Origin of the sequence: Escherichia sp. 20412-1 (genome assembly GCF_003027595.1) — a bacterium.
In the GTDB taxonomy this organism is placed as follows: domain Bacteria; phylum Pseudomonadota; class Gammaproteobacteria; order Enterobacterales; family Enterobacteriaceae; genus Escherichia; species Escherichia marmotae.
The window spans coordinates 14,128-28,053 of record NZ_PYQM01000003.1 but is presented as its reverse complement, the minus strand read 5'-3'; the positions used below and the strand labels follow the sequence as shown (position 1 = coordinate 28,053).

The 13,926-nt window shown below is 49.1% G+C and carries 13 protein-coding genes and 1 pseudogene; 5 read left to right on the top strand and 9 right to left on the bottom strand.

Annotated features, from left to right (window positions below; all coding sequences use genetic code 11):
* Positions 1 to 136: 136 nt before the first annotated feature.
* Both cstA and C7B16_RS03215 read left to right on the top strand, forming a co-directional pair.
* Positions 137 to 2,242, top strand: coding sequence for a pyruvate/proton symporter CstA (gene cstA, locus C7B16_RS03220; protein ID WP_001043117.1), 2,106 nt, complete (start codon positions 137 to 139; stop codon positions 2,240 to 2,242).
* Positions 2,243 to 2,390: 148 nt separating this feature from the next.
* On the top strand, positions 2,391 to 2,588 hold the full coding sequence (locus C7B16_RS03215) for a YbdD/YjiX family protein (protein WP_000460431.1): 198 nt from the start codon (positions 2,391 to 2,393) through the stop codon (positions 2,586 to 2,588).
* A 9-nt stretch (positions 2,589 to 2,597) separates the two neighbouring features.
* Here C7B16_RS03215 and hcxA read toward each other — a convergent pair whose 3' ends face one another.
* The gene (gene hcxA / locus C7B16_RS03210; protein WP_107179351.1) at positions 2,598 to 3,686 is read right to left on the bottom strand and encodes a hydroxycarboxylate dehydrogenase HcxA; all 1,089 of its coding nucleotides are present in this window, start codon (positions 3,684 to 3,686) and stop codon (positions 2,598 to 2,600) included.
* A 108-nt stretch (positions 3,687 to 3,794) separates the two neighbouring features.
* On the opposite strand from hcxA, the gene ybdL reads away from it, so the two are divergent.
* Complete coding sequence (gene ybdL / locus C7B16_RS03205) at positions 3,795 to 4,955, top strand: methionine-oxo-acid transaminase (protein WP_000183958.1); 1,161 nt, start codon at positions 3,795 to 3,797, stop codon at positions 4,953 to 4,955.
* On the opposite strand, the gene C7B16_RS03200 is transcribed toward ybdL, so the two are convergent.
* The 4 genes and pseudogenes from C7B16_RS03200 to dsbG form a co-directional block, all read right to left on the bottom strand.
* Positions 4,956 to 5,585, bottom strand: coding sequence for an IbrB-like domain-containing protein (locus tag C7B16_RS03200; protein WP_000526876.1), 630 nt, complete (start codon positions 5,583 to 5,585; stop codon positions 4,956 to 4,958). It lies immediately after the preceding gene.
* A pseudogene (locus tag C7B16_RS03195) lies at positions 5,558 to 6,778 on the bottom strand (phosphoadenosine phosphosulfate reductase). The gene C7B16_RS03200 and the pseudogene C7B16_RS03195 overlap by 28 nt, the downstream one beginning before the upstream one ends.
* A gap of 141 nt (positions 6,779 to 6,919) precedes the next feature.
* A complete protein-coding gene (gene citR, locus C7B16_RS03190) occupies positions 6,920 to 7,825 on the bottom strand; it encodes a DNA-binding transcriptional repressor CitR (RefSeq protein WP_000002459.1) in 906 nt (301 codons plus the stop codon).
* Positions 7,826 to 8,032: 207 nt separating this feature from the next.
* A complete protein-coding gene (gene dsbG, locus C7B16_RS03185) occupies positions 8,033 to 8,779 on the bottom strand; it encodes a thiol:disulfide interchange protein DsbG (RefSeq protein WP_000913734.1) in 747 nt (248 codons plus the stop codon).
* 373 nt (positions 8,780 to 9,152) lie between these two features.
* Here dsbG and ahpC point away from each other — a divergent pair, with 373 nt between their 5' ends.
* Positions 9,153 to 9,716: an alkyl hydroperoxide reductase subunit C gene (ahpC, locus tag C7B16_RS03180; RefSeq protein ID WP_000052796.1), complete on the top strand. Its 564-nt coding sequence runs from the start codon at positions 9,153 to 9,155 to the stop codon at positions 9,714 to 9,716.
* 243 nt (positions 9,717 to 9,959) lie between these two features.
* Complete coding sequence (gene ahpF, locus C7B16_RS03175) at positions 9,960 to 11,525, top strand: alkyl hydroperoxide reductase subunit F (RefSeq protein ID WP_010380701.1); 1,566 nt, start codon at positions 9,960 to 9,962, stop codon at positions 11,523 to 11,525.
* A 120-nt stretch (positions 11,526 to 11,645) separates the two neighbouring features.
* On the opposite strand, the gene uspG is transcribed toward ahpF, so the two are convergent.
* From uspG to rna, 4 genes are all read right to left on the bottom strand, one after another.
* Positions 11,646 to 12,074 (bottom strand): universal stress protein UspG, encoded by a 429-nt coding sequence (gene uspG, locus C7B16_RS03170; RefSeq protein ID WP_001515959.1) that lies wholly within the window; start codon positions 12,072 to 12,074, stop codon positions 11,646 to 11,648.
* A gap of 123 nt (positions 12,075 to 12,197) precedes the next feature.
* Entirely contained in the window at positions 12,198 to 12,287 is a 90-nt protein-coding gene (yldA, locus tag C7B16_RS25770) for a small membrane protein YldA (protein ID WP_353889723.1), read from the bottom strand.
* A gap of 142 nt (positions 12,288 to 12,429) precedes the next feature.
* Positions 12,430 to 12,840, bottom strand: a complete 411-nt coding sequence (gene rnk, locus C7B16_RS03165; protein ID WP_000089740.1) for a nucleoside diphosphate kinase regulator — start codon at positions 12,838 to 12,840, stop codon at positions 12,430 to 12,432.
* A 227-nt stretch (positions 12,841 to 13,067) separates the two neighbouring features.
* Positions 13,068 to 13,877 carry a ribonuclease I gene (rna, locus tag C7B16_RS03155; RefSeq protein ID WP_001515960.1) on the bottom strand — a complete coding sequence of 270 codons (810 nt, stop codon included), beginning with the start codon at positions 13,875 to 13,877 and terminating at the stop codon, positions 13,068 to 13,070.
* Positions 13,878 to 13,926: the final 49 nt, after the last annotated feature.

The window sequence follows — 13,926 nt, the reverse complement described above, 5'->3', positions numbered from 1 at the left end:
AGTGATCGAGTTAACATTGTGAAGTTAATTATTGGTTTTAACTCTTATTTGTTTGGTTATCGCGTTGTTAAATTTTGCAAAGATGTTATAGAAACAAAATGTAACATCTCTATGGATACGTACACGGATAACAATTATGAACAAGTCAGGGAAATACCTCGTCTGGACAGTGCTCTCTGTGATGGGAGCATTCGCTCTGGGATACATTGCTTTAAATCGTGGGGAACAGATTAACGCGCTGTGGATTGTGGTGGCGTCGGTCTGTATCTATCTCATCGCTTATCGTTTTTACGGTCTGTTTATCGCCAAAAAAGTGCTGGCGGTTGACCCGACTCGTATGACGCCAGCCGTGCGCCATAACGACGGTCTGGACTATGTGCCGACGGACAAAAAAGTGCTGTTCGGTCACCATTTTGCGGCCATTGCCGGCGCAGGCCCACTGGTCGGGCCGGTGCTGGCGGCGCAGATGGGCTACCTGCCGGGGATGATCTGGCTGCTTGCCGGGGTGGTTCTCGCCGGTGCGGTGCAGGACTTCATGGTGCTGTTTGTTTCCACGCGCCGCGATGGTCGCTCGTTGGGTGAACTGGTCAAAGAAGAAATGGGACCAACCGCCGGGGTGATTGCGCTGGTGGCCTGCTTTATGATCATGGTGATCATTCTGGCGGTGCTGGCGATGATCGTGGTGAAAGCCCTGACCCATAGTCCGTGGGGAACGTACACCGTTGCGTTCACTATTCCGCTGGCGCTTTTTATGGGGATCTACCTGCGCTACCTGCGTCCAGGTCGCATTGGTGAAGTGTCGATCATCGGTCTGGTGTTCCTGATTTTCGCCATCATTTCTGGCGGCTGGGTGGCAGAAAGTCCGACCTGGGCACCGTACTTTGACTTTACGGGCGTGCAGTTGACCTGGATGCTGGTGGGCTACGGTTTTGTGGCGGCAGTGCTGCCGGTATGGCTGCTGTTGGCTCCGCGTGACTACCTCTCTACCTTCCTGAAAATCGGGACTATCGTTGGTCTGGCGGTGGGAATTCTAATTATGCGCCCCACGCTGACCATGCCGGCGCTGACCAAATTTATCGATGGTACTGGCCCGGTATGGACCGGTAACCTGTTCCCGTTCCTGTTTATCACCATCGCCTGTGGTGCAGTGTCTGGCTTCCATGCGCTGATCTCTTCCGGCACCACGCCAAAGATGCTGGCGAACGAAGGTCAGGCGTGCTTTATCGGTTACGGCGGGATGTTGATGGAATCCTTCGTGGCGATTATGGCGCTGGTTTCCGCCTGTATCATCGATCCGGGCGTGTACTTCGCCATGAACAGCCCGATGGCGGTGCTGGCTCCGGCAGGTACGGCAGATGTGGTGGCTTCTGCAGCGCAAGTGGTGAGTAGCTGGGGCTTTGCAATTACCCCGGATACGTTAAACCAGATTGCCAGTGAAGTCGGTGAACAGTCGATCATTTCTCGTGCGGGCGGTGCGCCAACGCTGGCGGTAGGGATGGCCTACATCCTGCACGGCGCGCTGGGCGGCATGATGGATGTGGCGTTCTGGTATCATTTTGCCATTCTGTTTGAAGCGCTGTTTATTCTGACGGCGGTAGATGCGGGTACGCGTGCTGCGCGCTTTATGTTGCAGGATCTGCTGGGTGTGGTTTCTCCTGGTCTGAAACGGACGGATTCACTGCCTGCTAACCTGCTGGCGACGGCGCTGTGCGTACTGGCCTGGGGTTACTTCCTGCATCAGGGCGTGGTCGATCCGCTGGGCGGCATTAATACCCTGTGGCCGCTGTTTGGTATTGCTAACCAGATGCTGGCGGGGATGGCGCTGATGCTTTGTGCCGTGGTGCTGTTCAAGATGAAACGTCAACGTTATGCCTGGGTGGCACTGGTGCCAACGGCCTGGTTGCTGATTTGTACCCTGACCGCAGGCTGGCAGAAAGCGTTTAGCCCGGATGCGAAGGTCGGCTTCCTGGCAATTGCGAACAAGTTCCAGGCAATGATCGACAGCGGTAATATTCCGTCGCAGTATACCGAGTCACAACTGGCGCAACTGGTGTTCAACAACCGTCTGGATGCCGGACTGACCATCTTCTTTATGGTGGTTGTGGTGGTTCTGGCGCTGTTCTCGATTAAGACGGCACTGGCGGCATTGAAAGAGTCGAAGCCGACGGCGAAAGAAACGCCGTATGAGCCGATGCCGGAAAATGTTGAGGAGATCGTGGCGCAGGCGAAAGGCGCGCACTAAATTATCACTATTACGCTCTCTCTTTTGGGAGAGCGTAAGGCTGATGACAAACGCAAAATTGCCTGATGCGCTGCAACATTTGTAGACAGGATAAGGTGTTCACGCCGCATCCGGCAATATCTCAGCAATCTGATTACCGGAGGTATTGATGTTTGATTCACTGGCAAAAGCCGGAAAATATTTAGGTCAGGCGGCGAAGCTGATGATTGGCATGCCCGATTACGATAACTATGTCGAACATATGCGGGTCAATCATCCTGATCAGACGCCGATGACTTATGAAGAGTTTTTCCGCGAGCGGCAGGACGCGCGCTATGGTGGCAAAGGCGGCGCGCGCTGTTGCTAAATCTGCATGTCAGACGGTAAATGATTCCACTTTTTCGAACGCTGCACGCAACGTATCAGGTGTCAGCGTGACCGGCAGATAATGAATGGACTCCACCGGACGCAAAGTATGGGCAATCACTTTGTCGATTTCCGCCTGATTATTGATATCCACTTCCAGTTCCGCCAGCGTGGTCGGTAGATGAAAACGCTTATATGCCCCGGTTAATTGCGCCAGCACGTCATCCTGTCCCAGCAAGGCGCTTTGTACCAGAATGCCGTAAGCAACTTTGGTGCCGTGGAGAAATTTCTCGGTTTGCTGCAGCACGGTCAGACCGTTATGCACGGCATGAGCTGCCGCCACACGCGTAAAACGATCGCCCAGACCTCCTACCATACCTCCACCGGCGATAATCGCATCCACCACATCGCAAAATGACTGCGTTAACTGCTTGTTTTGCTGATCGGCAAGAGCCTGTTCGCTACTGCTTAACAATACGTCGCGGATGGCCTGTGCGCTATTGAGCCCCAGACGCACAGTCAGCGGCAATGTTTCCGGTTGCGGTGCCAGCACCACCGCTTCATACCATTTCGCCAGCGTGTCACCGATACCCGCCAGCAGATATTCTTGCGGTGCATTGAGGATAATCTCTGGTTCCACCAGCACCATAAAATTGGTGTCGTCGAAAATCTCATAATGTAGCGCCTGTCCGGCGTCGTTATACCAGACGGAGAGCGGTGTCCAGGCAGCGCAGGTAGCGGCGATCGTCGGAACGGCAACAAACGGCAGACCCAGACGGCGGGCGAGGGCTTTCGCGGTGTCGAGCAGTGCGCCGCCGCCGACGCCAATCACGACGCTGCGATTGTCACCAGACTCAGCCGCCAGTTGTTGCACATCGTTTTCGCTGCAATGACCACGAAACAAAATATGTTTTGCGCCGGGCAGCTCAAACGCTGGTGGAAGTTTTGTTTCTGCCGCAGCAATGGCACGTTCGCCATAAATCCACACGGCACGAGCAAGCTGTTCGTTGGTGAAAAAATCATGCAGGTGATTCAGGCTTCCGGGATGAGAAAAGTAGTTAGCAGGGCCGACGACGACGCGGATAGGATTGTGAGGCATGTTGTGTTGTCCTTATTGTTTTATTTAGACATCTAAACGTCTTGATTGCCAAATACTAACATCGTGTTATAGTGCCTTCAACACGCAACTTCGTCAGGCATGATAAAAATGACAAATAACCCTCTGATTCCACAAAGCAAACTTCCACAACTAGGCACGACTATTTTTACCCGGATGAGCGCGTTGGCGCAGCAGCACCAGGCGATTAATCTGTCGCAAGGTTTTCCTGATTTTGATGGCCCGCGCTATTTGCAGGAGCGGCTGGCGTATCACGTTGCTCAGGGCGCAAATCAATACGCGCCAATGACCGGCGTGCAGGCATTGCGCGAGGCGATTGCTGAGAAAACCGCACGGCTGTATGGCTATCAACCGGATGCTGAACATGACATCACCGTAACAGCAGGAGCGACGGAGGCGTTATATGCGGCGATTACCGCGTTGGTACGTAGTGGCGATGAGGTTATCTGTTTTGATCCCAGCTATGACAGTTACGCACCCGCCATCGCGCTAGCGGGTGGGGTAGTGAAACGCATCGCGCTGCAACCGCCGTATTTTCGCGTTGACTGGCAAGAGTTTGCTGCGTTACTGAGCGAGCGTACCCGGTTGGTGATCCTCAATACGCCGCATAATCCCAGCGCCACTGTCTGGCAGCAGGCTGATTTTGCAGCCTTGTGGCAGGCGATTGCCGAGCGCGAGATTTTTGTCATTAGCGATGAGGTCTACGAGCACATCAATTTTTCACAGCAGGGCCATGCCAGTGTACTGGCGCATCCGCAACTGCGTGAGCGGGCGGTGGCGGTGTCATCGTTTGGCAAGACCTATCATATGACTGGCTGGAAAGTGGGGTATTGCGTTGCGCCAGCGCCCATCAGCGCCGAGATCCGCAAGGTGCATCAGTATTTGACTTTTTCGGTCAATACTCCCACACAACTGGCGCTTGCCGATATGCTGCGGGAGGAACCTGAACATTATCTTGCGTTACCGGACTTTTATCGCCAGAAGCGCGATATTCTTGTGAATGCATTACGAGAGAGCAGACTGGAGATCTTACCCTGTGAAGGCACTTACTTTTTGCTGGTGGATTACAGCGCCGTTTCTACGTTGAATGATGTCGAGTTCTGTCAGTGGTTAACACAGGAGCATGGTGTAGCGGCGATCCCTCTGTCGGTGTTTTGTGCCGATCCCTTCCCGCATAAACTGATTCGTCTCTGTTTTGCCAAGAAGGAATCGACGCTGCTGGCGGCGGCTGAACGCCTGCGCCAGTTGTAATTATTTCACCGTCCAGGCACGGGAATATCTACGGTCGGCAAACAACTCTTGCAGGCCGTTTATTTGCTTGAGGCGTAGCACTTCGTCGCTGTCCATACCCAGTTCTATACTGATTTTATTATCGTCCCATCCCAACTGGCTGAGTTCACGAACGATTTCTGACATTGCTGTGATTTGGTGGCGGCCACGCGCGCGGTTGTGGCGAATCGTTGCAGCGATGCGTTCGTTACGATCCCTTTCCAGACAGGTAACCGGTAAATACCCTTTTAAGCGCGTTTTTAACGTGTTAGAGCCTTTACCAATTTCATGGCGGTGGAAACCATCAACAATTTCAAGCGTATTAGCTCTGGTGTTGGTTACTACAATCGGTTGGGTAAAACCATCAATTTCAATGGATTTTTTTAATAGCTTCTTCTCTGGCGGTGCCACATTATTGGGATTGTAATCGTTTGGCACGAGTTGGCTATTTTTAACCCATAACACACAATCCACCGGCTCGTCGCGAAATGGACTCACTTGATGTATCGCCATCCGGATCTCATTGATCGCCTTAATGCGATCTTCTTCCGCTAAACTGGCGAGAAATTGCGTTAAATCCTGAGTTAATCGCTGTTGCATAATATTCCCCACTCCTGACGTTTTTCTTTCATCCGTTCGTTATAACGTTGATAATTTTTAGCTTTTGTAGGGCTGAATGATAACGCCCGGCACCAATAATCATTGTTGAGTAATACCTTGCAGATACGTCGCCAGGAGGGGACGTCTTTTGAGCCAATATCTCCTTGTTGAGTCTGAGGAATTTCGATTCCTTTTTTTTGATACCAGTGCAAATAAACAGCAATTTTATTGCGATAATGATCAGCCGTTTTTTCTGGCATGCTGTTAAGCAGTAATAAGGCATATTCCTGCCAGTCTAAATGGTCAGGTTTTAGGATCTTCCTGTGGCCATAGAATTGATTATTGTGACCAGCGTAAATTCCACCGCTTTTTACGCCACTGACCCGGGCGCACATTGCGGCTCATCGATCAGGTTCAAGAACATGATATAGCCACAAACCTTGCCGTTGCTCTGGACCAAAAGGTTCGCAAATTCGCATTTGACGCAGAGGGACGCCAGCCTGGTACATCAGGTTATACAGCGGATTACAGAGGTTTTGGCCTTTAGCGTACCAGGTCCAGATATCAGCGACTTTCCAGTCGTAAATGGGGTAAATGTACCAACAATGACCGCCTGGCGCGGCGGTGGTCCACGGCTTATCGTCAGCAAAACGCTGTTTATTTAAACTGGCAATGGCGACGAAACGATTATAAGACTCGTCGGCACGGATCCCGACCATCATTGCGGCTGGTCGTTGTTGTGAAAACCATTCGGCAAATTCACGCACGAAATGTTCAAACGTCATACCCGATTGATAAAACGAGAAAAATGCCGGGTCGGTTATCGCATCTTCTGGTGGCTGTCGAACCCATTCAGTATCAGGTTGCCAGCACTGCCATTCAGGTTGATATTGGGATAATGAATTTTGTGTTGTTAACGGTAGAGCCACCCAATAAAACGTTTCGATGACATCCGCATATTGTTCCCGTAGCGATTGAACATAGTCAATAGTACAAGAAAACTGTGCTTCCCAGTCGATAAACAGGACGTGTATTTTTTTTCCTATTTTCCTGGCCAGACCTGCGGTCAAATGAAGCATTAAGCCAGAATCTTTACCACCAGAAAAAGAGACGCATACGCGGGGCAGTGTATTAAGTGTCCAGGTGATACGGTCTTGTGCTGCTTCCAGAATATTGAGAGGAAGCGGAATTTTATAAATGGACATCTGTAAACGCTCTCTTAACATGACCGGGAGAAAGTGCAATAGTTTGCTGATTATAATATTAATAAACTTAAATGAAATATCTTATTTTATATTCACTAGGTGAATTTTTTTATGATGAATATTGTTCTTATTGATAGGTTTTCAGGATAAGCTGTCATTTAAGCGATCAATAAATCGAGAGAACGCCAGATTGTTTAATGATGATTTATTATAGGAAATATAAAGTGTATTAGAGGGGAGGTTATGTTTTAGTTTTATTTGTTTTAATTGCAGGTTTTTCTGATGACAACGATATAGTTCAAAGGGAACAATACCCAGTAAATCGGTTACCGCAATAGTATTGATAATAGTAAACAGAGAAGAACTACGGAATGCTATTTTTCGGTTTGCCAGAATCGCTTCTATTTCCATCTGAAAATCTTCAAGGCCAGATGCTTTTGATGTCAGAAAAGTAAACTCTTCATCAAGAATGTCTTCGCGGCTACTGTATTCCGTTATTCTCGGATGAGATGCACTACAGATAAGCGTGTTGCGTATCGATTGAAAAGGTACACAGCTCACCGAGCGACTGATGACTGGTATTAATGTAATAACCAGATCTGCTTTGCGATAAGCCAATAAATTTTCGGCGCTTTCTGCTGACATCATAATGTCATGATGTTCAATTTCTACCGATGTGTCTTGTCGTAGGCATCCGATCAAAAGACTACTGTTGGTTGACGAGATAAGTTGCGGACCATAAATAATAAATTTTTTCTTCAGCTCGGATTTATTGACAATGTTGATGGTTTGCTCAAGGTTTTTGAGATTTTTCTCAAGATGATGATGCAGATTTAATCCTGTCGTTGTTGGTGCAATTCCTTTACCGGAGCGAATAAATAAGGGGTCATTAAATTGCGCCCGTAGACGTTGTAAAGACTGGCTTACCGCAGAAGGCGTTATATATAATGATTCTGCGGCCTTGCTAATACTAAGATGTTGGTAGATGCACTCAAAAATGACAAGCAAGTTTAAATCAAATTTTTTTAAGTCGTAAAGATTAGCCATGATGCACTCCATTCATATGCTTGTTCTCATAATATTCATCAAGTCAATGATATGGCTTTATGTATTTTTATATATTATGTTATTTTACTTAATTCACGATTAAGTTTTTCTAAAATAGCATAGCTGATATTAGATGGGTGAACAATACTTGCGATTTTTTGGATAACTGAAAAGAGATAAATATTCCAGTTATCCATAGAATGAAGGTTATTTATTTCCCATAATGATATTAAATGTTTTTTGATCTGGTAATCCGACAGCCTGCTGTAATGTGTTTTCTGGGCTCATGTAATAAATAGCAGGGGTAACATTTGCGCCCAGTTCGTCCATCAACGTCTCGTTGGCACTGAGAATCTTCATCTGTTCAGGTGTGATGCTCCCTGAGAGGTTCAGCTTTAACTTGCCGCCAGATGCCTCATACTCTTGCCACGTTTTTGCCGGATCTTTAGACGCGAGGATTGCCGCCGCGGTGGCCGGGCTTTCTGGTTTTATCACGCCAACCAGCAGAGTACGAATCTGAACTTTACCGGCATCAACCCATGGGCGTGCTTGTTGCCAGAATTGTTTGCAATACGGGCAGAAAGGATCGGCAAAAACATAAACCACGACCGGCGCGTCTTTTTTACCGTCAAGTAACCAGTTTGATTGTTCCATACGCTGCCACATTTCGCGTCCGGCAGGTGCGTAAATCTCTTTTTCAATAAGAGCGTTACTGAGGTTTTCTCCCTTTTCGTTGTACATATAGCCAGAGATGGCATGCTTACCGTCTGGCGTAAGGTAGATAGTGACCCCCATATCCTGATATTTCCCCAGATAACCTTTCATACCGCCTGGCGCATCGAACGATTTAATAATCGTAATTCCCTGTTTTTCAATCGCTTTAACGGGCGCAGGAAGCTCTTCGGCGTAAGCAATTCCTGGGAGCAGGGTAAAAAAAATTATCTTTTTTAACATTGTCTTGTCCTTTTCGTTCAGTGCAAATACACAATAAAAGGCTTAACCTATCACTGTCATAGTTAAGACCTTATCTCAGGTGATTGCCCTTTGTTTATGAGGGTGTTGTAATCCCTCTCGTCGTTGCGATTATCATCGCAACACCGTAGCCTGTTGAACAGGCGCTGAAGATACCAAAGGGTAGTTCAGGTTATGCGGTCACCTGGAAAGGGGACCCATTTTACTTTTTATCGCCACTGGCGATGCAAAGTTCACAAAGTTGTCTTACGAAGGTTGTAAGGTAAAACTTATCGATTTGATAATGGAAACGCATTAGCCGAATCGGCAAAAATTGGTTACCTTACATCTCATCGAAAACACGGAGGAAGTATAGATGTCCTTGATTAACACCAAAATTAAACCTTTTAAAAACCAGGCATTCAAAAACGGCGAATTCATCGAAATCACCGAGAAAGACACCGAAGGCCGCTGGAGCGTCTTCTTCTTCTACCCGGCTGACTTTACTTTCGTATGCCCGACCGAACTGGGCGACGTTGCTGACCACTACGAAGAACTGCAGAAACTGGGTGTAGATGTATACGCAGTATCTACCGATACTCACTTCACCCACAAAGCATGGCACAGCAGCTCTGAAACCATCGCTAAAATTAAATATGCAATGATCGGTGACCCGACTGGCGCCCTGACCCGTAACTTCGACAACATGCGTGAAGATGAAGGTCTGGCTGACCGTGCTACCTTCGTTGTTGACCCGCAGGGTATCATCCAGGCTATCGAAGTTACCGCTGAAGGCATTGGCCGTGACGCATCTGACCTGCTGCGTAAAATCAAAGCAGCACAGTACGTGGCTTCTCACCCAGGTGAAGTTTGCCCGGCTAAATGGAAAGAAGGTGAAGCAACTCTGGCTCCATCCCTGGACCTGGTTGGTAAAATCTAAATTTTCTTCGTCTTTCACGCCATAGCAGTGTTGGCGTCGCCCGCTCACCCCGGTCACTTACTTGTGTAAGCTCCGGGGGTTCACAGGCTAGCCGCCTTGCTCTGACGCGAAATACTTCGGAAATTCACCTAATTAATCGGGTGCTGCGGCACCCGATTTTCTTCCCCGCACCATGATGCAAGCTGCATCCAGGTAGCCGCAGAGGCCGCTTGCATGATGATGTTTAAAGCCCAGGAGATAAACATGCTCGACACAAATATGAAAACTCAACTCAAGGCTTACCTTGAGAAATTGACCAAGCCTGTTGAGTTAATTGCCACGCTGGATGACAGCGCTAAATCGGCAGAAATCAAGGAACTGTTGGCTGAGATCGCAGAACTGTCAGACAAAGTCACCTTTAAAGAAGATAACAGCTTGCCGGTGCGTAAGCCGTCTTTCCTGATCACCAACCCAGGTTCTAACCAGGGGCCGCGTTTTGCAGGCTCTCCGCTGGGCCATGAATTTACCTCGCTGGTACTGGCTCTGCTGTGGACCGGTGGTCATCCGTCGAAAGAAGCGCAGTCTCTGCTGGAGCAGATCCGCGACATTGACGGTGATTTTGAATTTGAAACTTATTATTCGCTTTCCTGCCATAACTGTCCGGACGTGGTGCAGGCGCTGAACCTGATGAGCGTACTGAACCCGCGCATTAAACACACGGCGATTGACGGTGGTACGTTCCAGAACGAAATCACCGATCGTAACGTGATGGGCGTTCCGGCCGTATTCGTGAATGGTAAAGAGTTTGGTCAGGGGCGTATGACGCTGACTGAAATCGTTGCGAAGATTGATACTGGCGCTGAAAAACGTGCGGCAGAAGAGCTGAACAAGCGTGACGCTTATGATGTGCTGATCGTTGGTTCTGGCCCGGCGGGTGCTGCGGCGGCAATTTACTCCGCACGTAAGGGTATCCGTACTGGTCTGATGGGCGAACGTTTCGGTGGTCAGATCCTCGATACCGTTGACATTGAAAACTACATCTCCGTGCCGAAAACCGAAGGCCAGAAACTGGCTGGTGCGCTGAAAGTTCACGTTGATGAATACGATGTTGATGTGATCGACAGCCAGAGCGCGAGCAAGCTGATCCCGGCCGCGGTTGAAGGCGGTCTGCATCAGATTGAAACAGCTTCCGGCGCGGTACTGAAAGCCCGCAGCATTATCGTGGCGACCGGCGCAAAATGGCGCAACATGAACGTTCCGGGTGAAGATCAGTATCGCACCAAAGGCGTAACCTACTGCCCGCACTGCGACGGCCCGCTGTTTAAAGGCAAACGTGTAGCGGTGATTGGCGGCGGCAACTCCGGCGTGGAAGCCGCGATTGATCTGGCGGGTATTGTTGAACACGTTACCCTGCTTGAGTTTGCGCCAGAAATGAAAGCCGACCAGGTTCTGCAGGACAAACTGCGCAGTCTGAAAAACGTCGACATCATTCTGAATGCGCAAACCACTGAAGTAAAAGGCGACGGTAGCAAAGTTGTTGGTCTGGAATACCGTGATCGCGTGAGCGGCGATATTCACAATATCGAACTGGCCGGTATTTTCGTTCAGATTGGTCTGCTGCCGAACACCAACTGGCTGGAAGGCGCAGTAGAACGTAACCGCATGGGTGAAATCATCATCGATGCGAAATGCGAAACCAACGTCAAAGGCGTGTTTGCAGCCGGTGACTGTACAACGGTTCCGTACAAACAGATCATCATCGCCACTGGCGAAGGTGCCAAAGCCTCTCTGAGTGCCTTTGACTACCTGATTCGCACCAAAACTGCATAAGAAGAAGTAAGATTCACCTGCAATTGTTTAGCCGCCGGGGTCAAACCTGGCGGCTTTTTTTCGTTATAGAAAACCCTGCCGGGATGGCTCCGGGCAGGGCACCATAAATACGTTAATTTGTTAACGAACGACTAATACAGGCAGATGGGCGTGGCGGATCACGCTGGAAGCGTTAGAACCTAACAGATGGGTTGAAATTGATGGATTACGCGAACCGATAACCACAACATCCGCATTCAGTTCTTTGGCTAATTCATTCACCTCATCTCTCACGCTACCAAAACGGACATGTGGTTTGATACGGGAGGGATCAATAGTGAAATGACCCACCATTGTCTGCAGGCGCTCTTCCGCCTCATGTTGCAAATGCTCTTCGAAACGACGCACATCGGCAGCAAAACGGTGCAGACTAAGGCTTGCAGCGCCTGGTAATACATGGAGTAAATGAATTACACCATCATCCTGGGCGAGAAATTCAGCGTGACGAACGGCTTTGTCGCTTAATTCCATTTCAAATACGTCTACTGGCATAATGATTGTTTTGTACATAAGCATTCTCTCCTTGCTGTTGCATGCATACATAACATCATATTATTGATTTTAGATCTGTGATTTGCGACGTTGATTTTATATCTATTAAATATTGATGCTTAAAATGTATTCGTGTTGGCACTACCAGTGTTGCTCAAGGTATAGCACCGCTACAACAATTATTGCTGCGATGAAAATATAAAACGCTGTAATACCAAGAGCTTCACTCATAATGGAGTCCGCAGGTTGATAACCTGTTCAGATTAGAACGTAGCGGGGAAGAGCAAAATGATAAATCTGGTTGATATTTGAGCGGAAAGAGGATGCGGACGCATCCTCTGAGCAAAGCGATTTAACGCTTGTGCAGATGGGATTAAAGCAGGTATTCGCCAGCGGCTTCTGGCTGGTATTCGAGTTCCAGCACTTCAAGGTGGGTGGTAACGCCGCCCGGAAGTTCCCAGTGAATGGTGTCGCCAACGCGCAGCCCCAGCAGTGCGGCACCAACCGGAGCCATAACGGAAAGCTGAGTATTGCTGTCGGTCATTTTGGCCGGATACACCAGCGTGCGCACACGCACTTCGCCATCGCTAAGATTGCGGAATTTAACCCGGCTGTTCATCGTCACCACATCGTGTGGCATATCTTCTGGCGAACACATTTGGGCGCGATCCAACTCTGCGTTTAACGCGTCAGCGACTGGCAAACCGGCGTAGGCGGGTTGCTCCAGCAGAATATCGATGCGTTCGGCATCCAGGTCGTTAATGATGATAGTTGGTCTGGACATTTTTACTCCATGTCGTCGGTACTGCGAGTGTCGCAGATAAACATACCCAAAAGAAAACCCTCACCGTCAGGCGGCGAGGGTTTAACTCATATGATGATACTGGCTGTTGCTCACACTTTGAAGTGATTTACGTCACATTCAGGGAATTCCTCAATGCAGCGCATTATTGTAGAAATCTTAATCGCCATGTTTCATGAAAAACGCACCACAGCGTTTTGCCTGTCAGATTATTGATAGCCCGCTTTATCAATCACAAAGGCTTTGCCACAGTTACCGGGATGTGGTTGTGGCAAGAATGAGTTTGCAGAAAGCGGTGCGTTGATGGCGTCAGCTTTGAGTGAAATCTGGATTTCAGTCAAATATGCCGGATTACCCTGACACGTTAACTTGACCGCTTTGACGTTCTCTTTCCCCCAGCTTTTGGCGAAGGCGGCGTCAAAGTCATTTCGACTCACGGTTTTACCATAGTTTTCAGCGAGAAATTTTCCAGCGTCGCTTTCTTTGATTTCTTGATTCAGACGCACCATCGTGCCGAAGTAAGCGTCCGGATCAAAACCAAAACAGGCGCCGTGTTTCGCATATTCGTAACGTTCCAGGCAGGAACGCCCACCCGCGCCGGGCATCACTTCACTTAGTTTAGCTGCCGTTTCCAGCGACAACCCCGTTTCCGGTGACGAACACATTCGGCTGGCGCGTGCCTCTGGCAAGTTTGGGATTGGGCGGGTGGCGCAGCCAAAGCGCATCCAGCGGCGTTCATCAACACCGCGTGCCGCAACCGACTTTGGCAACCCAGGCCACAGGCCGTGTACGGTCAAGAAATCAGCTTTGTTGGTCGTTTCGGTTTGCAGACGACATTCATCGCGTTCGTTACGATTGCGATCGTGCTGGCTTTGGCAAAATCCGGTTTGCCAGGAAAGAGCCAGCACATAGCGATCAAAATCGCCGTACTGTTTTGCCTGTAACGCCACGGCGTTAGCTGAAGATAAGGGGAGCAGAGAAGCCGTCAGTAAAGCGGCGTTACGCCAGAATGCTTTCATAATGGGTGTGGGACTCATACATACACTGAATACTATCTATTAAATCATA